An 18,400-nucleotide genomic window follows, 5' to 3' on the forward strand; every position below is an offset into this window, starting at 1 on the left:
ACCTCCGCATTGTTTGGCTGTACGCGAGTTCGGTAAGTGCATAATCGCATCGAGCCGGACATACGGGAGGACAGCACATGGCGTGGCTGCTGGTGGTGGTGGCCGGGTTGCTCGAGACCGGATTCGCCGTGTGTCTGAAGCTCTCTCACGGTTTCACCCGACTGTGGCCGACGGTCGCGTTCTGCATCTTCGCCCTCGGCAGCTTCGGCCTGCTGACCCTCTCCCTGAAGAAGCTGGATGTCGGCCCCGCGTACGCGGTGTGGACCGGCATCGGCGCGGCCGGCACCGCGATCTACGGAATGATCTTCTTCGACGACCTGGTCTCGACGCTGAAGATCGTCTCGATCAGCCTGGTGATCATCGGTGTGATCGGACTCCAACTGTCGGGGTCCTCCCACTAGGGCCACGAGGGCCCTTCACACCGGCTGCCGGTGCAGCACGCTCCGCACCAGGTCCCCGACCCCGCCCTCACCCGGCGGGGCCGCCACGCAGGACAGGGCGAGCCGGACGGCCAGTTCGCAGGAGCGGGCGAGCTCGGGGACGTCCGACTTGTGCACACCGGGTCCGGAGAGGACGGACACGGCACGGTCCCGCACCAGTGCAACGAAGTCGCCGGGCGACGGCAGCGCTCCGTCGGCCCGGCGCTGCGCCGGCACCGCGGAGGAGGACGGCACCGCGGAGAGCGTCGGCGAGGGCAGCCGCTCACTCCAGCAACCGGTGAGCATGGCCCGTACCAGCGCGTTCTCCCGGGCGGAGGCGGTGGTCCACTCGGCGGTCGCGGTCAGCCGCTCCCGGGCGTCGCCGTGCGCGGTGAGCGCCCGGTCGACGCCGACGAGATACCCGTCGGCCTCTCGTCTGACCAGCGCGCGGGCCAGGCCTTCCTTGCTCCCGAACTCGTTGTACAACGTCTGCCGGGACACTCCGGCCGACGCCGCGACGTCCACCATCCTCACGGCGGACCACGGCCGACGCGCCAACGCCGCATAAGCGGCGTCCAGCAGCGATTCCCGCGCAGCAGGCATCAGCGCCTCCCAGGGAGCAAGCAGCTCTGCGCCCAGATTTGACGCGCACGGGAGCACTGTCAAGGGTTCGCGAGGACACGAAGGGGCGCGCGCGGCGGCGCCTCACAAGCGGGGGCGAGCAAAAAGGGGCCCTGTCCGCACGAACCCCCGCACCGTCCACACACCGGGCCCGCTGGCCCCGTACCGACACCGACAGATACCGTTCGCAACATGCCCGACTACCTCGACGACCTCAGCCTCGCCCACGTCCTCGCGGACGCGGCCGACGCGACCACCATGGCCCGCTTCAAGGCACTGGACCTCAAGGTCGAGACAAAGCCGGACATGACCCCGGTCAGCGAGGCGGACAAGGCGGCGGAAGAACTCATCCGCGGCCACCTCAAGCGCGCCCGTCCCCGCGACGCCATCCTCGGCGAGGAGTTCGGCATCGAGGGCACCGGTCCCCGCCGCTGGGTCATCGACCCCATCGACGGCACCAAGAACTACGTACGGGGAGTCCCGGTCTGGGCCACGCTGATCTCCCTGATGGAGGCGGCGGAGGGCGGCTACCAGCCCGTCGTCGGCGTGGTCTCCGCCCCCGCCCTCGGCCGCCGCTGGTGGGCCGCGAAGGGGCACGGCGCCTACACCGGCCGCAGCCTCTCCGCCGCCTCCCGGCTGCGCGTCTCCCAGGTCGGCAAGCTCTCGGACGCCTCGTTCGCGTACTCCTCCCTCACCGGCTGGGAGGACCAGGGCCGCCTCGGCGGCTTCCTGGACCTGACCCGCGAGGTGTGGCGCACGCGCGCGTACGGCGACTTCTGGCCGTACATGATGGTCGCCGAGGGCTCGATCGACCTGTGCGCGGAGCCGGAGCTCTCCCTCTGGGACATGGCCGCGAACGCGATCGTCGTCACGGAGGCCGGCGGCACCTTCACCGGCCTCGACGGCCGTCCCGGCCCGCACAGCGGCAATGCGGCCGCTTCCAACGGCCTGCTCCACGACGAGTTCCTGGGTTATCTCAACGAGCGCTACTAGCGCCCCTCCACCGGAGGCCGAGGGGCGCTTCCGGGGAGCACATCTGAGCACGCACGCCCTCAATCGGCGACGCGCGCCCTCTTGTTGACCCTCGCTTTACCTGCGACTCTGAGAGGACCCTCATTTGTGAACTTGTGAACCGGTGAACTAACGCACCGGCTCCCAGGAGGTGACTGCGAACCCATGCTCGTCCGCGACGCCATGAGCACGGTGGTCCTCACCATCGGCCCCGCCCACACACTCCGCCAGGCCGCCGCCCTGATGTCCGCCCGCCGGGTGGGCGCGGCCGTGGTCCTCGACCCCGACGGCACCGGTATCGGCATACTGACCGAGCGCGACATCCTCAACTCCGTGGGCCTCGGCCAGAGCCCGGACACGGAGTACGCACACGCCCACACCACGACCGACGTGGTCTTCGCCGCCCCGACCTGGACCCTGGAGGAGGCGGCGCACGCGATGACCCACGGCGGCTTCCGGCACCTCATCGTCCTGGACCACGGCGAGCCCGCGGGCATCGTCTCGGTCCGCGACATCATCCGCTGCTGGGCGCCTGTCCGGCAGCGCGTACCGGCCCGCTCCTGATCTGGACTTAATCCAAGTCCAGCAGCCATCCAAACTCACACCCATTCGGATTCTGGTCCCTTGCTGTTAGGCTGGGACGCATGAGCGACCTTTTGGAACGACTGCGCGGCCGCGGCTGGCGGATGACCGCGCAGCGGCGCGTCGTGGCCGAGGTCCTCGACGGCGAACACGTCCACCTGACGGCCGACGAGGTCCACGCGCGCGCCGTGGCCAAGCTGCCGGAGATCTCCCGGGCGACCGTCTACAACACGCTGGGCGAGCTGGTCAGCCTCGGCGAGGTGCTCGAGGTCGCCACCGACAAGCGCGCCAAGAGGTACGACCCGAACGCCCACCGACCGCACCACCACCTGGTCTGCGCCCAGTGCGGCGCCATCCGGGACGTCCACCCCACGGGCGACCCGCTGACCGAGCTTCCCGACACGGAGCGCTTCGGCTTCACCGTCTCGGGTGTCGAGGTCACGTACCGGGGCGTCTGCCCGAACTGCGCGGCGGCGTAACCGCCTTCACCGCAGCACAAAGCCCCGGCATCCTTCGCGGACGCCGGGGCTTTGTGCTGCCCACGGGGTTCCTGAATCTGACGGACCGTCATATCGTCGTGCGGCCACCCCCTCTCCGTACCGAACTCCGCAAGGAGCAACCGTGGGAGATCCGCACCCCGAACCCACCGCGGGAGAACCGCCACCGCAGCCCACTCCCGACCGTCCGCGCCCCAAACTCCACGCCACCGCCCTGACCCGTACCTTCGGCCGCCCGCCCCGTTCCGTCGAAGCCCTCGGCCCGCTCGACCTCACCGTCGACCCCGGCGAGTTCGTCTGCCTGGTCGGTCCCTCGGGCTGCGGCAAGTCGACGCTGCTGCGCATCGCCGCGGGCCTGCTCCGCCCGAGCACGGGCACCCTGGAGATCCGCACGACCGCACCGCGCCCGGCCGCCATGATCTTCCAGGACTACGGCATCTACGACTGGAAGTCCGTCCGCGCCAACGTCCGCTTCGGCCTGGACATCCAGCGCGTCCCACGCCGCGAGGCGAACACCCGTGCCGACGAGTGGCTGGCCCGCATGGGCCTGTCGGACTTCGCCGACGCGTACCCGGCGACCCTCTCGGGAGGCATGCGCCAGCGGGTCGCGATAGCGCGCGCCCTCGCCGTGGAACCCGAACTGCTCCTGATGGACGAGCCGTTCGCGGCCCTGGACACCCAACTCCGCATGATCCTCCAGGACGAGTTGCTGGAGATCACGCAGACCCTGCGCACCACCACCCTCTTCATCACCCACAGCCTGGAGGAGGCGATCATCCTCGGCGACCGCGTCCTGGTGATGTCCGCCCGCCCCGGCCGGCTGATCGCCGAACACCGCCCGCCCTTCCCCCGCCCGCGCACCGGCGACATCCGCTCGGCGCCCGAATTCACGTCCCTGAAAAGCGAGTTGTGGGACCTGCTGCGCAAGGAGGCGGTACCGGCATGACGACCGTGGCTCCCGAGAAGGTCTCCGTACTCGTACGCCGCCCGGGCCCGGAAGAGCTGCACCCGGTACGCACCCACCGCCGCAGACGAGCCCTGGAACTGACCCTGGCGACAGCGGTCCCGCTGCTCCTCGTCCTGCTGTGGCAACTGGCCGCCACCCAGGCCTGGCTGGACGACCGCGTCTACCCCGCCCCCTCCACGATCCTGGCCGACGGCTGGGACCGCGCGGCGGCCGGCGAGCTGTGGCCGGACGTGTGGGCGACCACGAAACGCGTCCTGGCGGGCTACGCGATCGGCACGGCCACGGGCTACGCGCTGGGGCTTCTGATGGGCTCGCTGTCCCTGGTGAGGGCGGCCCTGGAACCCCTGCTGGACGCCCTGTACGTCGTCCCGAAACTGGCCCTGCTGCCCGTCTTCCTGAACATGTTCGGCCTGGGCGAGGGCCCGCAGATCGCCCTGGTGGCGGCGACGGTCTTCTTCTTCGTCTGGATCCAGACGATGTCGGCGGTGATCGCGATCCCCTCCGGTCACCGCGACGCGGGCCAGGTCTTCGGCGCCTCACCGTGGCAGATGTTCCGCCACGTCCTGCTCCCCGCCTCCCTCCCGTCCGTCCTGGTCGGCGCCAGGATCGCGGCGGGCGTGGCGGTCCTGGTGATCGTCGCCTCGGAACAGATCGCCGCGACGAACGGCCTGGGCCATCTGATCTTCGACTCGCGCGCCCTGTTCCAGAACGACGTGATGTTCGTCGGCATCGTCTGCGTGGCCGCCCTGGGAGTCCTCTTCTCCGAACTGGTCCGCATCGTGGGCCGCCTGCTCACCCCATGGGCACCCAGGGACCGCGGAAGGGGCCAGTCGTGAAAACACGGTTCTACGGCGCAGCACTGACCGCAGCCGTTCTGCTGACGTCGACAGCCTGCACGGCGTCACATGACTCGACGAGCTCGGAGTCGAAGGCGGGGGGAGGTGGGACGCGGACCGTCCGCCCGGTGGCGGGCTGCGGCGCGAAGTCCTGGACGGACCCCGCCGACCTCTCCCCGACCCGCACCCCGGCCCGCTGCGAGCCCGGCACCCCCGCGCCCGCCCCGCTCCCCGAGCCCCGCGAGATCACGATCGCCACGGGCACACTGAGCGCGGAGTACGTGGCACCACTCCAAGTTGCGCTGGACAAGGGCGAGTTCAAGAAGGAGGGCCTGGAGGTCACCCTGAAGGTGCTGCCGACCCCCGACTCGCTCCCCCTCCTCGCCAAGGGCGACATCGACGCGCTGTGGGCGGCCCCCGAGGCGGCGGTCATGAACGGCGTCCGGGGCGGTTTCGACATCCGCTGGGTCGCCGCGAACTTCTCGCCCGACCCGAAGTCGAAGAGCGGCCTGTGGGTACGCCTGAAGGACGGCGAGACCGGCGACCAGGTGAAGATGGCCGGCCGCAGGATGGGCACGATGATCGGCAAGGGCTCGGTGATCGCGTACCCCATGGAGAAGGCCCTCGAAAGGCACGGCGGCGGCCTCGACGAGATCCAGTACCAGCAGCTCGGCTCGGCCGACGTCCTCACGGCCCTGCAGAACGGCGGCGTCGACTCGGCCTGGCTCCTGGACCCGGTCTGGCGCAGGGTCGACGGCGAGCCCGGCTACGCCTTCCTCGGCGGCCAGCCGCTCGGCGAGCCCCTGGGCGGCATGCTCTACGGTCCCGGCCTGCTGAACGACGACCTGGACGCCGGGGTCGCCCTGCTGCGGGCGTACATCCGCACGGTGAACACGTACTTCACGGCCGACTACAAGTCGGATGCGACCTTCGTCACCTACCTGGCGAAACTCCTGAAGACCGACGAGGCGATCCTCAGGTCCACCCCGTCCCTGCGCATGGACTGGGAGATCAGGTCCGGCACCACGGACCGGCTGCAGGCGGCGTACACGTCACAGGGCGTGGCGGAGGGCGAGCCGCTGCCGGAATCGAAGACCGTGAACAGAAGCCTGTACGAGGAGGCGGTGGGTCACCGCCCCTGAGAAACACCGAGGGCCGGAACCCTTTCGGATTCCGACCCTCGGTCTTCAGTAGCGGGGACAGGATTTGAACCTGCGACCTCTGGGTTATGAGCCCAGCGAGCTACCGAGCTGCTCCACCCCGCGGCGATGAATGCAACGTTACGTGAAGGAGGAGGCCAGAGGCAAATCGCTTCCAGCGCCCCGCCGTGCATCGCTACGCCGACAGCTCCTCACGCAACGCGTCCCGCAGCCGAGCAGCCCGCTCGGACACCTCGGCCGGCCCCAGAGCCACCGCCCGGTCGGCCCACCGCTGCCCCTCGGCCAGCTCACCCCGACGCGCGTAGACGAGGGCCAGCCGCAACGCCGCCCGCCCGTGCCCCGCGTCGGCCGCGCGAGCCCACCACACGGCGGCCTCCGGGTCGCTGCCCTCTCTGGCGAGCAGCAGCCCCAGATTGAAGGCTCCGTTCCGGGACCCCGCCTCCGCGGCCTCCCGGTACCAACGGGCCGCCTCCACGACATCACCCCGAGCGGCGGCGAGCATGCCCACCCGCACCTGAGCGCGCCGGTGTCCCTGGGAGGCCGCCCGCTCGTACCACTCCTCGCACTCGCTCTTCTCCGTGTGCACCGGCTCACCGAGCGAGTGCGCGGGCACCGGCGGCCGCCGGGCGTCCAGCACGGTCGCCAGCCGGTACGCGGCCTCCGCGCTGCCGCCCCCCGCCGCACACCGCAGGTGCCGCTCGGCCTCGGCCTCGTCCCCGTCCCGCAGCCGGGCGATGCCCACCTGCAGCGCGGCCTCGGTGTGCCCGGCGGCAGCCGCCCGCTCGTACCACCGCAGGGCGACGGCCTCCTCGTCCCGCCCGGCGAAGAGGATCCCGAGGTTGAACGCGGCGTCCACGCTCCCGGCCTCCGCGGCCTTGGAGAACCAGGGCTCCGCCCCGGCCGCGTCCCCGCCCTGGAGCAGCAGAATGGCGAGCGCGTTGGCCGCCTCCCGGTGCCCCGCGTACGCGGCCCGCCGGTACCACTGCTCGGCCTGCGCGGTCCGCCCCTGCTCGGCGCAGAGCAGCCCCAGGTTGTACGCGCCGTTGTCGTCACCGGCGTCCATCGCCGCCCGGTACCAGCGCTCGGCTGTCTGCGGCTCGCCACGCTCGGCGTGCAGGGCGCCCAGCGCGTTGGCCGCGTTGCCGTCCCCGTCCTGGGCGGCGCGCAGCCACCACACGGCGGCGCTCTCGGTGTCACCGGCGTCCCGCAGCAGGAACCCGAGGGCGCAGGCGGCCCGTGCCTCGCCGTCCTTGGCGGACGTCAGATACCAGCGCCCGGCCTCCTTGAGCGCGCCGCGCCTCTCCAGGATCGCCCCGAGATGCAGCGCCGCCCGACGGTGCCCCCGCGCGGCGGCCTGCCGGTACCACTGCTCGGCCTCGGCCCCGGCCCCGTGGTCGTCCCCGACGTCCCCCTCGGGAACCAGCCGGCGGTCGAGCGCGCGGGCCAGCCGGTAGGCCGCCTCCCGGTGCCCCCGCTCGGCGGCGATCCGCATCCACTGTTCGGCGCCCGCGTCCCCGCGGTGCTCCAGCAGGTCGGCCAGCGCGTAGGCGCCCAGCGCGTGCCCCTGCTCGGCGGACTGGCGCAGCCAGTACTCGGCGGCGGGCTCGTCGCCCCGCTCACGGTGGTGGCGTCCCAGCGCGTGCGCGGCCGCGGCGGATCCGGCGACGGCGGCGATCCGCCACCAGCCGGCGGCGTCCTCGGCGTAACCGCGCTGGTGCAGCAGGACACCCAGGTTGTTGGCGGCCGCCCGGTCGCCCGCGGCGGTGGCGGCACGCAGATGGGGCTCGGCTCCGTCGAGGTCACCGCGGCGCAGCAGGAGGGCGCCGAGGACGCTCATCGCCTCGACGTCACCGGTCTGCGCGGCAAGACGCTGACGTGCCTCCTCGGCAGCCTCTCCGGTTTCGTCCCGGTCCATGGGCTGCGACAAGTCGCCCGTCGACTCCGAAAAATCGGCAGGCTGCACAAAACGCCCTGTCTCCAACAGAGTTGCCTTGTCCCCCATAACGTCCATCGTCGCACCACCTGCAACCTGGGTACACCTGGTATACCGCAGCCAGTGAGGTCACTTCAGCGTTTTGTCGACATGCCCACAGAGAGACAAGTCAAACACGGCTACCCCCAACTCCCCGAGGCGGCACGGCCGTCCCTCGGTCGGCACATGCGTTCGCACATCACGAAGGCCCGGATCCTCTTGAGGATCCGGGCCTTCGTTTTCAGTAGCGGGGACAGGATTTGAACCTGCGACCTCTGGGTTATGAGCCCAGCGAGCTACCGAGCTGCTCCACCCCGCGCCGTTGTGTCGCAACCGTATCACGGTGCGGGGGTGGGCATGTGACCAGCGGCTGCTCAGCCGCTCGGACTGCTACGGGGACTGCTGCTGGGACTGCTCCTGGGACTCGGGCTACTGCTGGGCTTCGCGCTGCTGCCGCCGCTCTTGTCCGCCGCGGCCTGCGCGTCCTCGGCCCGCTTGAGCGCGTCCTCCAGATCCTTCTGGGCCCGGCCGTACGCCTCCCAGTCGCCCTTCTTCAGGGCTTCCTGGCCGGCGTCGAAGGCCTTCTGGGCGTCGTCCAGCGCCTGTTGGACCGTCGGGTTGCTGGAGGTCGGCGGCGGCTTGGTGGTCCCGCCGTCGTCGTCCGGTGGCGGAGTCGTCGAAGCGTCCGCTCCGAAGACCTTGTTCAGGGCTTCGTCGAGGGTGTCCTCGAAGGCCGTGTTGCCGCCGTAGGTCACCAACACCTTCCGCAGCAGCGGGTACTTGAGTCCACCACCGCGTACGTAGACCGGCTCCACATAGAGCAGTCCTCCGTCGAGCGGCACCGTCAGGAGATTGCCGTACTCCACATTGGAGTCGCCTCTGTTGAGGAGGCTGATGGTCTCGGCGATGTCCTGTTCGGAGTTGAACTGGCTCTGCACCTGTTTGGGCCCGTTGACCGTGGTGTTGGTCGGCAGTTTCAGGATTCTGATCTTGCCGTAGTCACTGGTGCCCGCCTCGGCGTCGACCGACATGAACGCACTGAGGTTGTCCCGGCCGTTGGGCGTGAACGTCGTCGTGAGCGAGAACGCCTGTGCCGCCTGGTCGGGCATCTTCATGCTCAGGTAGTACGGCGGCACCGCGTCGCCCGACTTGTTGGTCGGGTCGTCCGGCACCTGCCACACCTCGCTGCCGCTGAGGAAGGTGTCCGCGTCCTCCACGTGGTAGCGCGCCAGCAGTTCACGCTGGACCTTGAACAGGTCCTGCGGGTACCGCAGGTGGGCCATCAGGTCGGTGGAGATGTCCTTCCTCGGCTCCACCGTGCCCGGGAACGCCTTCATCCAGGTCTTGAGGACCGGGTCCTTGGTGTCCCACTGGTAGAGCTTGACCTCGCCGGTGTACGCGTCGACGGTCGCCTTCACCGAGTTGCGGATGTAGTTGACCTGGTTCTGCTGGGCCACCACCGCACGCTGGTTGTTCGTCGCGGTCAGCGAGTCGGCCGTCGTGTCACCGAGGGTCGTACGGGAGGCGTACGGGTAGCCGTTCGTCGTCGTGTACGCGTCGACGATCCACTGGATCTTGCCGTTCACCACCGCCGGATAGGCGTCGCCGTCGATGGTCAGCCAGGGGGCGACCGCCTCGACGCGCTGCTTGGGCGTGCGGTTGTACAGGATCCTCGAACCCTCGCCGATCGCTCCGGAGTAGAGGATCTGCGGCTCGCTGAACGCCACCGCGTAGGCGGCCCGGTTGACCGGGTTGGAGAGGTTGACCCCGCTCTTGTCCTTGTAGCTGTAGGTCTTCTCACCGTTGTCGTCGGAGTAGTCGATCTCCTTCTGGGGACCGCCGACGATCGAGTACTCGGTGGTCTTCTCGCCGTAGTAGACGCGCTGCTGGTACGTCCCGAGGTCGCCCTGGGACGGCAGGTTGGACTCGGTGAAGACCGGGCGGCCCTCGGCGTCGGCCTCGGTGCCCTTCGCGGCGACCACGCCGTAGCCGTGGGTGTAACGGAAGTGGTCGTTGATCCAGTTGTTCTTCGGGATACCGGCGAGGTTCAGCTCGCGCAGACCGATGACCGTGTCTTGATCTCCGGCGTTCTTGCCGTCCTTGCTGTAACGGTCGACGTCCAGGTTGGTCGGGAACGCGTAGTAGTTCCGCATCTGCTGGAGCTGCTGGAACGTCGGCGAGACCACATTGGGGTCCACGACCCGGATGCTCGCCGTCGCGTCGACGTCGTCGCGCAGCTTGGTCTTGTCCGTGGTGGTGGACTTGCCGTCGTACTCCTTCACGGAGGCGTCGTCGATGCCGTACGCCTCACGCGTCGCCTTGAGGTTCTTCTCGACGTACGGCGCTTCCTTGGCCTGCTCGTTCGGCTGGACCTGGAACTTCTGGACGATCGCGGGGTAGAGCCCGCCGATCAGGATCGCCGAGAGCACCATCAGACCGAAGCCGATCACGGGCAGCTGCCAGGTGCGCCGCCACAGGGTGGCGAAGAACAGCAGGGCGCAGATGACGGCGATGCAGAACAGGATCGTCTTGGCGGGCAGATAGGCGTTCGCGTCGACGTACCGCAGGCCCGTCCAGCTGTCGGTCGCCTTGAAGTCGCTGGACTTGACCGCGAGGCCGTACCGGTCGAGCCAGTACGCGACCGCCTTCAGGGCGACGAAGACGCCGAGCAGCACCGACAGGTGCCCGGTCGCGGCGGCCGTGGCCCGCGCGCCCGGGGAGGTGATCCGGAGACCGCCGTACAGGTAGTGGGTGAGCGCGGCCGCGATCACCGACAGGATCGCTGCCGCGAAGCCGAAGCCGAGCAGGAACCGGTACCAGGGCAGATCGAAGGTGTAGAAGGAGATGTCGAGGTGGAACTGCGGATCCTTCTGTCCGAAGGAGACGCCGTTGACCCACATCAGCCAGGTCCGCCACTGACTGGAGGCGGAGGCACCCGCGATCAGGCCCACCAGGGAGACGATCCCCAGCAGCAGCCACCTCTTGTAGGGCGCGATGCCCATGCGGTAGCGATCGAGGTTCTGCTGCTCCATGGACATGGCGCTCAGCGGCGGGCGCAGCCGGTGGGCCAGCCAGATGTTGAAGCCGACCGCGAGGGCCATCAGCACGCCGAAGAAGAAGAACAGCCCGATCTTGGTCCACAGCGTGGTGGTGAACACGGACGAGTAGTTCACCGAGCGGTACCAGAGCCAGTCCGTCCAGAAACCCGCGAACATGGTGAACGCCATGCCGAGAACGGCAAGGACGCCCAGCGTCATGAGCAGGGTCCGGGCACGCCGGGACGGGCGGCCCACTCTCATCCGCGGCCCCGTCGGGCCTCCGCCGCGGTCCGGCATCTGGAAAGCCAAGGTGCGCACCTCGAAGTTCGCTGTCGATCCGTCAGGCCCCCGTGTTCGCGAGCCCCTCCAGAGCCCCCGTGATCGCGGGCCCACACCTATGCAACTTACTCACCGTTTACTCGGTTCCCGATTCCGGTCACGAACGAGGCAGGATTGTGACCATGTCCAACACCCCCATGGCGGCGAGCCCGCTCACCCGGGCCGTACTCGAGATCGACGAGTACGCCTCCGGCCTCGGCTGGGACCAGCCCGCTCGCCTCTTCGCCCTCGTAGACACCGCACAGCTGCGAGCTCAGGAACCCGCTCTCGCGAGCCAGCTCGGTCTGGAGGACGCGCAGGAGTCCTCAGGTCTGACCCCCATCGAGCAGGACGAGATTCCCGCGGGCAAGCCGCTCGACGAGTTCCTCGGCACCATCGCCTGGCCCGACGCGGTCGTCGGCTGCGCGCTCACCGTGGAGCGCCTGATGCTGCCGCCGTCCGCCGAGGCGTCCGTCCCGCAGGGGCTGAGCGAGGCCGGCTTGGCGAAGTGGGTAGCCGAGCACCCGGCGCGCCAGGACGTCCGTATGACGGTCGCCGTCCTGCGCGACGGCACCCGCGACTCGGCCCTGCGCCTGCGCGAGAAGGACTCCCCGACGGAGGTCCTCACGGGCCGCGACCTGGTTCCCGGCCTGGCGGAGGCCCTGTCGGCGACGTTCGCGGACTGAGGTCCTCCGGGTCTTCCGGGTCCTCCGGGTCTTCCGGGTCTTCCAGGTCTTCAAGGTCTTCCGGTACGACGACGGGGGCGCCCTCGGTGTGAGGGGCGCCCCCGTCGTCGTACACGCGCGTGCCGGTCAGCTCTTGGTCGTGCACTTCGGCAGGTCGGACGTCCTGCCCTCGCGGATGTCCTTGAGTGCGCCGAGGGCGTCGTCGATGGTGTTCACCTTGACCAGGGTGAGCCCGCCGGGGGTGTCCTTGGCGGCGGCCGCACAGTTGTCGGCGGGCGTCAGGAAGTACTGGGCGCCCTTGTCGCGCGCGCCGACCGTCTTCATCTCGATGCCGCCGATCGGGCCGACCTTGCCGTCGTCGTCGATCGTCCCGGTGCCGGCGACGAACTTGCCGCCGGTCAGGCTGCCCGGGGTGAGCTTGTCGTAGATGCCGAGCGCGAACATCAGACCGGCGCTCGGGCCGCCGACGTCGGCGAGCTTGATGTCGACGGTGAACGGGAAGGTGTGGTCGGTCCCGGCGGCGATCCCGACGATGGCGCGCTTCTCGCCCTCGTCGTCGGACGTCCTGGTCGTGATCGTGATCTTCTCGGTCTTCGTCGCCGTCCGGTGCGCCTTCTCGGCGGCGGCCTGCTCCTTCGCGGGGACGATCGTGAACACGACATCCTCGCCGGGCTTGTGCTTGGTCACCAGCTTGGCGACGTCGCCCGGCTCCTTCACCGTCGTACCGTCGACGGCCTTGATCACGTCACCGGCGTGCAGTCTGCCCTCGGCCGGGGAGTCCTTCACGACGGTGGAGACGATCACCCAGGCCTGCACCGGGACGTCCAGTTCCTTCAGGGCGGCGACCTTGGCGCTCTCCTGGGACTGGCTGAACTCCTCGGCGTTCTCCTGGGTGGACTGCTCCTCGGTCTTGCCGTCCGGATAGAGGGTGTCGTGCGGGACGACCTTGTTGTCGTGCGCGAGCCAGCCGTACACGGCCTCGACGAGGTTCATCTTGTAGTCGGCGCTGGTGACCCGGACGGTGGTCATGTTCAGGTGACCGCTCGTCGGATACGTCTTGCGCCCGGAGATCTGCAGTACCGGCTCGCCGCCGTGGTCCCCGAGGGTGTTCACCGTGGGGCCCGGTGACATCTCGGCGTAGGGCACTTTGATGAAGACTCCCGCGCACAGGAGCGCGATCAGCATCAGGGTGGAGGCGAGCATCGTCGCGGTGCGGCGTGGCATGGCACGACAGTACGGGACGCTCCTGTCGGACCATCGTCAGGGCGCCGTCGTCACCCGGTCGTCAGGGCCGGAGTGCGACTTCTCCATCGCGGCGCGGAAGCGGGCGTAACCGTCGAGCTCGGGGCCGTCGCTGCGCATCCGCTGGGTCCGGTTGGCCCAACTGCCCCAGAGTCCGGCAGCGACCGCGGCCACGAACGGAATCAACAACCAGATGAGCGCCCCCATGCCGACCTCCCGACCCCGCGCTGAGCGACCGCGAAAAACTGACTGATCAGCAGATTAATCATCCGCACTGACAACGCTCACGCCAGGGGTGCGGTTACGCAACCGGAGGGGTGAAGGAAGGGTTCAGCAGGCGCCGACCCATTCCTCCGTACCGTCAGAGAACGTCTGGTGCTTCCAGATCGGCACTTCGTGCTTGAGATCGTCGATCAGCTTCCGGCAGGCCTCGAAGGCCTCTCCCCGGTGAGGGCAGGAAACGGCGACCACGACAGCGAGATCCCCGACCCCGAGATCCCCGACCCGGTGCACGGCGGCAAGGGCCCGCACCGGAAACTCGGCGACGACCTTTTCGGCGACCCGCCGCATCTCGGCCTCGGCACTGGGGTGACACGAATACCCGAGCTTGTCGACGTCGGCTCCCCCGTCGTGATTCCTGACGGTCCCGACGAACAGGGCGGTCCCCCCGGCGGAGTCGTCCCCGACGGCCCGGAAGACCTCGTCGAGGGAGAGCGGGGTCTCACGGATCGCGATCAGCTTGATCGGCTCATCGGCGGCCTGCTCACCGGGGTGGTCGTAAGTGGGTGCCATGCGTCCATCGTGCCGCACTCCTGAGACCACGGGAAATAGCGCTTTCACCCGGCACACGCGTGTGTGCGTTTGGAGGCTCGTACAGGGGACGCGCCCCGCAGGTGCGCGGGGCTGTATCGACCTGCGGCTCCGCCGCGTGGGCGCGACCAGCCACAGCGAACCCGCAGTCGCCGGTCGACCTCGTGCAGCACTCCGCGAGGCGCTCCGGTCAGATCCGCCGCCGCGCCTTCCTGGCCCGCCGCACCACAGCCGCCGCGCCGAGCAGAGCCACCGTCGCCCCCGCGGCCCCCGCAGCCGTCGCGTCCTTCCGTCCCAGCCGCCGCCCGGCGACCGTGTGCCGCCCGGCGACCTCCTCCAGAAGCTCCGCGAGCACCTCCTCGTTGGTCCACTGCGGCCGCCACCCGGCGTCGTGCAGCCGGCTCCCGCTCACCACCCAGGGGTACATCGTGTACGCGAGGTCCCCCGCGGGAGACGGCGTCAGCCCGATCCGGTGCAGCCGGGCCGCCGCCCCCAGCGCGACCGCCGACGGCAGCTCCATCCGGCGGATCCCGCTGAGCTCCTCGATCTCCTCCTGCTCCAGCCACCCGTCACACCCGACGGCCAGCTCCCCGTCGACCTTCTCCAGGACGGCGTACTCCAGAGCGCTGCACAGATCCTCGACATGGCAGAACTGCCAGGCGGGCCGGGACCCGGCCACGACCAGCAGCCGCGGGGACTCGAAGTACCGGGTCAGAGCGGTGTCGGTCCCTCCGCCCACCAGCACGGCAGGCCGCACGACGGTGACATTGAGCCCGGGATGTGCCCGAGGGGCCCGCCGCGCGAGCCGCTCGATCTCCAGCAGATCCCCGACCCCGGTCGCCTCCGCGGTGGCCCGCAGCTCGGCGTCCTCCGAGAGGGGCAGTTCGTTGTCCGGAAGCGCCCCGTAGACCATGGCGGAGGTGCACAGCACGACCCGGTGGACACCGGCGGCCGCCGCGGCGGTCAGCACGGTCTGTGTCCCCCGGACGTTGTACGCCGTACGCGCGGCCGGGTCCGTCTCCAGATCGAGGTCGAGCGCCAGATGCACCACGACGTCGGCCCCGCGCAGTTTCTCCGCGATGGCCGGATCCCGCACATCCAGGATGTGCCACTGCGCCGCGGCGCACTCACCACGCCGCTCGTCCAGCGCGATGACCTGCTTGATCTCCTCCGAGGCGGCCAGCCGCTCGGTGAGCAGCGCTCCGATGCCGGACGCGGCACCGGTGACCGCGACGACTGGCCGGAGCGCGGCGGGGTTGGTTGACTGGTTTCGCGCTGCGCGAACCTGCGGATCAGGGGAACTCACCAGGCGTCTCCAGCGGTTGTCTTCAGTAGGAACGCGAGTGACGCGTACGTACCAGGTGGCATCCATCCTGCCGCAGGCGGAGAGTCGGCGGAGCACCGAGGCCCTAACGGCCGTCGGTGTCTACGCTGGGGGGTGTTATCGGGCAGCCGCGCCGCCGGAGGAACCGGTGGCCTTACCAGCCGAGGAATCCCGTGAGTGACACCCCATTCGGATTCGGCCTTCCGCCGGAGGAGCCGGACGACGGCGACGAGGGCAAGAAGAAGGACCAGGAGAGCGGTGGTGGTCAGGGACCGGCCAACCCGTTCGGTTTCGGCGGTCTGCCCGGAGCCGGAGGCTTTGGCGGCCCCGGTGCGGACAATCCGCTCGCAGCCATGTTCGGTTCACTGAACCCCACCGACCTGGGCGCCGCCTTCCAGCAGCTGGGCCAGATGCTCTCGTACGAGGGCGGCCCCGTGAACTGGGACATGGCCAAGCAGATCGCCCGCCAGACGGTGTCCCAGGGCACCGCGGACGGCACCAAGGACGCGAGCATCGGCCCCGCCGAGCGCACCGCGGTCCAGGAGGCCGTGCGCCTTGCGGACCTGTGGCTCGACGACGCGACGTCGCTGCCGTCCGGGGCGGGCTCCGCCGTGGCATGGTCCCGCGCGGAGTGGGTCGAGGCGACCCTGCCCGCGTGGAAGGAGCTCGTCGACCCGGTCGCCGAGCGCGTGGGCAATGCCATGGGTGATGTCCTGCCGGAGGAGATGCAGGCCATGGCGGGCCCGCTGATCGGCATGATGCGCTCGATGGGCGGGGCCATGTTCGGCACCCAGATCGGGCAGGCCGTCGGTGTGCTCGCGGGCGAGGTCGTCGGTTCCACCGACATCGGCCTGCCGCTCGGCCCGGCCGGCAAGGCCGCACTGCTGCCGGCGAACATCGAGGCCTTCGGCAAGGACCTCGGCGTGTCCAAGGACGAGGTGCGGCTGTATCTCGCCCTGCGCGAGGCCGCCCACCAGCGCCTCTTCGCGCACGTTCCGTGGCTGCGCTCGCACCTGTACGGCGCGGTCGACGGCTACGCGCGCGGGATCAAGGTCGACACCGCCAAGCTGGAGGACGTGGTCGGCCAGTTCGACCCGCAGAACCCCGAGCAGCTGCAGGACGCGCTCCAGCAGGGGATGTTCCAGCCGGAGGACACGCCGGAGCAGAAGGCGGCCCTGGCCCGTCTGGAAACCGCTCTGGCGCTCGTGGAGGGCTGGGTGGACGCGGTGGTCCACGCGGCCGCGAAGCCACGTCTGTCGTCCGCCGACGCGCTGCGCGAGACCCTGCGCCGCCGCCGGGCCTCGGGCGGTCCGGCCGAGCAGACGTTCGCCACACTGATCGGGCTGGAGCTGCGTCCGCGCCGCCTGCGGGACGCCTCCCGTCTGTGGGCCTCGCTCACCGACGCGCGCGGTGTCGACGGCCGTGACGGCCTGTGGTCCCACCCGGACATGCTGCCGACCGCGTCCGACCTGGACGACCCGGACGGCTTCGTGCACCGCGAGCAGCTGGACTTCTCCGAGCTGGACAAGATGCTCGGCGAGGCCGCGGAGAAGCCCGACCTCAAGAAGAAGGACGACTCCGCCGAGGGCGGCAGCGCAGAGTGAGCCTCCATGACGACGCCGCCCTGGTCCTCAAGGGATATGAGGACCAGGCGGATCTTCGCCAGGCCTACCTGGACCATCTGGCGGCACACCCGGACGGCATGTGGAAGGCCTGCGAGGCGGGCCACATCACGGCGAGTGCCCTGGTCGTCGACCCGGAGCGCGGACGGGCTCTGCTGACCCTCCACAAGAAGCTGGGCATGTGGCTGCAGATGGGCGGCCACTGCGAACCGGAAGACACCTCCCTGGCGGCGGCGGCCCTGCGCGAGGCGACGGAGGAGTCCGGCATCCCTGGCCTGACACTGTTGCCGGGCGGTCCGGTGCGCCTGGACCGGCATCCGATTCCGCCGCCGTGCCACTGCCACTTCGACGTCCAGTACGCGGCGCTCGCTCCGTCCGGGGCCGTGGAGACGGTCAGCGACGAATCGCTCGACGTGCGGTGGTTCGCCTACGACGAGGTGGCGGCAGTGGCGGACGATTCGGTCGTACGACTGCTGGAAGCGACCCGCTCGAGGCTGTGAGCGCACGGGTAAGGGGCGCCCGGCAATGGCAGGCGCCCCTTACGCATGGCTAGCTGTTGCTGCCCCCGAGGGAGTTGCCGCGCATGCCGAACTGGCCGAGCATCCCGCCGTTGCGCATGCCCTGCGGCGGCAGCAGTTCGCTGGGCTGGACCAGGACGTGGCCCGTGCCGCCGAAGTGCATCTCCCAGCCTTCGCCGGTGGTCCCCCGGCGGCGCCACACTCCGGAGGTGGAGGTCGGCGCCTGGAGCTGGGTGCGCAGGGACGTGGACCAGGCGATGACGGCGTCGGAGTCGACGCAGACGTTCTTGTCCGGTCCCACCTCCAGCACCAGCGGCTCGCCGGAGGTCATGAGGACCACCTGGCCGGAGCCGGACAGCTCCAGGTTGTAGGCGCCCGCGGCGGCCACCTCGACGGCGCTGTCCACCGCGACGATGCCGACACCGAGGGAGCCGTCGAAGGCCAGGACGTAGGAGCTGTCGACCGTGATGCCCCTGCCGACCTCCATGATGTGCAAATGCTGGGCGAGGTTGGCCAGGTAGACGATGCCGTTGCCCTTGCAGCGCATGAGTTCGAGGCGCTCGCCGGTCATCCGCTCGACGTTGCGCCAACTGCGGTTGCGGTACTGGCTGTCGAACTCGACCTGGCCCTCGAAGGCCACCATGGCGCCCTGCCGGGCGAGAACGGCGCTGCTGCCCTGGGTGACGTCGGTCTTCAGGAGCTGCGGGTTCTGCAGGGTGTAGCGCCCGGTCGACTCGACCGGGACGTGTGCGAAGAGTGTGCTGTGCATGATGTGCC

General features: G+C 69.9%; 18 protein-coding genes and 2 tRNA genes. 10 read left to right on the forward strand and 10 right to left on the reverse strand.

All coding sequences use genetic code 11. The features are described 5' to 3' along the window. Nucleotides 1–77 precede the first annotated feature (77 nt). On the forward strand, nt 78–401 hold the full coding sequence (locus AQJ46_RS05415; protein WP_057612223.1) for a DMT family transporter: 324 nt from the start codon (nt 78–80) through the stop codon (nt 399–401). A gap of 15 nt (nt 402–416) precedes the next feature. Here AQJ46_RS05415 and AQJ46_RS05420 read toward each other — a convergent pair whose 3' ends face one another. Next, nucleotides 417–1,025 (reverse strand): TetR/AcrR family transcriptional regulator, encoded by a 609-nt coding sequence (locus AQJ46_RS05420; protein WP_079072194.1) that lies wholly within the window; start codon nt 1,023–1,025, stop codon nt 417–419. Between the two features lie 207 nt (nt 1,026–1,232). Between AQJ46_RS05420 and hisN the strand changes: the two genes are divergently transcribed. From hisN to AQJ46_RS05450, 6 genes are all read left to right on the forward strand, one after another. Beyond that, nucleotides 1,233–2,033 carry a histidinol-phosphatase gene (gene hisN, locus AQJ46_RS05425; RefSeq protein WP_057612225.1) on the forward strand — a complete coding sequence of 267 codons (801 nt, stop codon included), beginning with the start codon at nt 1,233–1,235 and terminating at the stop codon, nt 2,031–2,033. A 183-nt stretch (nt 2,034–2,216) separates the two neighbouring features. After that, on the forward strand, nt 2,217–2,615 hold the full coding sequence (locus tag AQJ46_RS05430; RefSeq protein ID WP_059204525.1) for a CBS domain-containing protein: 399 nt from the start codon (nt 2,217–2,219) through the stop codon (nt 2,613–2,615). An 80-nt stretch (nt 2,616–2,695) separates the two neighbouring features. Further along, nucleotides 2,696–3,112, forward strand: a complete 417-nt coding sequence (locus tag AQJ46_RS05435; RefSeq protein WP_057612227.1) for a Fur family transcriptional regulator — start codon at nt 2,696–2,698, stop codon at nt 3,110–3,112. A 232-nt stretch (nt 3,113–3,344) separates the two neighbouring features. After that, nucleotides 3,345–4,076, forward strand: a complete 732-nt coding sequence (locus AQJ46_RS05440; RefSeq protein WP_059205110.1) for an ABC transporter ATP-binding protein — start codon at nt 3,345–3,347, stop codon at nt 4,074–4,076. After that, nucleotides 4,073–4,933 carry an ABC transporter permease gene (locus AQJ46_RS05445; RefSeq protein WP_059204526.1) on the forward strand — a complete coding sequence of 287 codons (861 nt, stop codon included), beginning with the start codon at nt 4,073–4,075 and terminating at the stop codon, nt 4,931–4,933. Before AQJ46_RS05440 ends, AQJ46_RS05445 begins: the two co-directional genes overlap by 4 nt. Next, a complete protein-coding gene (locus tag AQJ46_RS05450; RefSeq protein WP_059204527.1) occupies nt 4,930–6,075 on the forward strand; it encodes an ABC transporter substrate-binding protein in 1,146 nt (381 codons plus the stop codon). The genes AQJ46_RS05445 and AQJ46_RS05450 overlap by 4 nt, the downstream gene beginning before the upstream one ends. Nucleotides 6,076–6,124: 49 nt before the next feature. Here the strand turns inward: AQJ46_RS05450 and AQJ46_RS05455 are convergent. From AQJ46_RS05455 to AQJ46_RS05470, 4 genes are all read right to left on the reverse strand, one after another. Beyond that, nucleotides 6,125–6,198 (reverse strand) — tRNA-Met (locus AQJ46_RS05455). A gap of 70 nt (nt 6,199–6,268) precedes the next feature. Next, nucleotides 6,269–8,104, reverse strand: coding sequence for a tetratricopeptide repeat protein (locus tag AQJ46_RS05460; RefSeq protein ID WP_059204528.1), 1,836 nt, complete (start codon nt 8,102–8,104; stop codon nt 6,269–6,271). Between the two features lie 206 nt (nt 8,105–8,310). After that, nucleotides 8,311–8,384, reverse strand: a tRNA-Met gene (locus AQJ46_RS05465). Between the two features lie 55 nt (nt 8,385–8,439). Beyond that, the gene (locus tag AQJ46_RS05470; RefSeq protein WP_404828376.1) at nt 8,440–11,364 is read right to left on the reverse strand and encodes a UPF0182 family membrane protein; all 2,925 of its coding nucleotides are present in this window, start codon (nt 11,362–11,364) and stop codon (nt 8,440–8,442) included. A gap of 200 nt (nt 11,365–11,564) precedes the next feature. Between AQJ46_RS05470 and AQJ46_RS05475 the strand changes: the two genes are divergently transcribed. Continuing rightward, complete coding sequence (locus AQJ46_RS05475) at nt 11,565–12,107, forward strand: PPA1309 family protein (protein ID WP_059204529.1); 543 nt, start codon at nt 11,565–11,567, stop codon at nt 12,105–12,107. Between the two features lie 126 nt (nt 12,108–12,233). Here AQJ46_RS05475 and AQJ46_RS05480 read toward each other — a convergent pair whose 3' ends face one another. From AQJ46_RS05480 to AQJ46_RS05495, 4 genes are all read right to left on the reverse strand, one after another. Continuing rightward, nucleotides 12,234–13,331 carry a YlbL family protein gene (locus tag AQJ46_RS05480; RefSeq protein ID WP_059204530.1) on the reverse strand — a complete coding sequence of 366 codons (1,098 nt, stop codon included), beginning with the start codon at nt 13,329–13,331 and terminating at the stop codon, nt 12,234–12,236. Nucleotides 13,332–13,367: 36 nt separating this feature from the next. Then, nucleotides 13,368–13,556 (reverse strand): hypothetical protein, encoded by a 189-nt coding sequence (locus AQJ46_RS05485; protein WP_057612233.1) that lies wholly within the window; start codon nt 13,554–13,556, stop codon nt 13,368–13,370. Between the two features lie 123 nt (nt 13,557–13,679). After that, on the reverse strand, nt 13,680–14,141 hold the full coding sequence (locus AQJ46_RS05490) for a molybdenum cofactor biosynthesis protein MoaE (protein WP_059204531.1): 462 nt from the start codon (nt 14,139–14,141) through the stop codon (nt 13,680–13,682). Between the two features lie 208 nt (nt 14,142–14,349). Next, on the reverse strand, nt 14,350–15,465 hold the full coding sequence (locus AQJ46_RS05495) for an SDR family oxidoreductase (protein WP_059204532.1): 1,116 nt from the start codon (nt 15,463–15,465) through the stop codon (nt 14,350–14,352). Between the two features lie 191 nt (nt 15,466–15,656). On the opposite strand from AQJ46_RS05495, the gene AQJ46_RS05500 reads away from it, so the two are divergent. Both AQJ46_RS05500 and AQJ46_RS05505 read left to right on the forward strand, forming a co-directional pair. Beyond that, nucleotides 15,657–17,087, forward strand: a complete 1,431-nt coding sequence (locus tag AQJ46_RS05500) for a zinc-dependent metalloprotease (protein ID WP_059204533.1) — start codon at nt 15,657–15,659, stop codon at nt 17,085–17,087. Next, complete coding sequence (locus tag AQJ46_RS05505) at nt 17,084–17,605, forward strand: NUDIX hydrolase (protein WP_059204534.1); 522 nt, start codon at nt 17,084–17,086, stop codon at nt 17,603–17,605. Before AQJ46_RS05500 ends, AQJ46_RS05505 begins: the two co-directional genes overlap by 4 nt. Before the next feature lie 49 nt (nt 17,606–17,654). On the opposite strand, the gene AQJ46_RS05510 is transcribed toward AQJ46_RS05505, so the two are convergent. After that, nucleotides 17,655–18,392, reverse strand: coding sequence for an AIM24 family protein (locus AQJ46_RS05510; protein WP_059204535.1), 738 nt, complete (start codon nt 18,390–18,392; stop codon nt 17,655–17,657). Between the last annotated feature and the right edge of the window lie 8 nt (nt 18,393–18,400).

The organism is Streptomyces canus (assembly GCF_001514145.1).
Classification (GTDB): domain Bacteria; phylum Actinomycetota; class Actinomycetes; order Streptomycetales; family Streptomycetaceae; genus Streptomyces; species Streptomyces canus.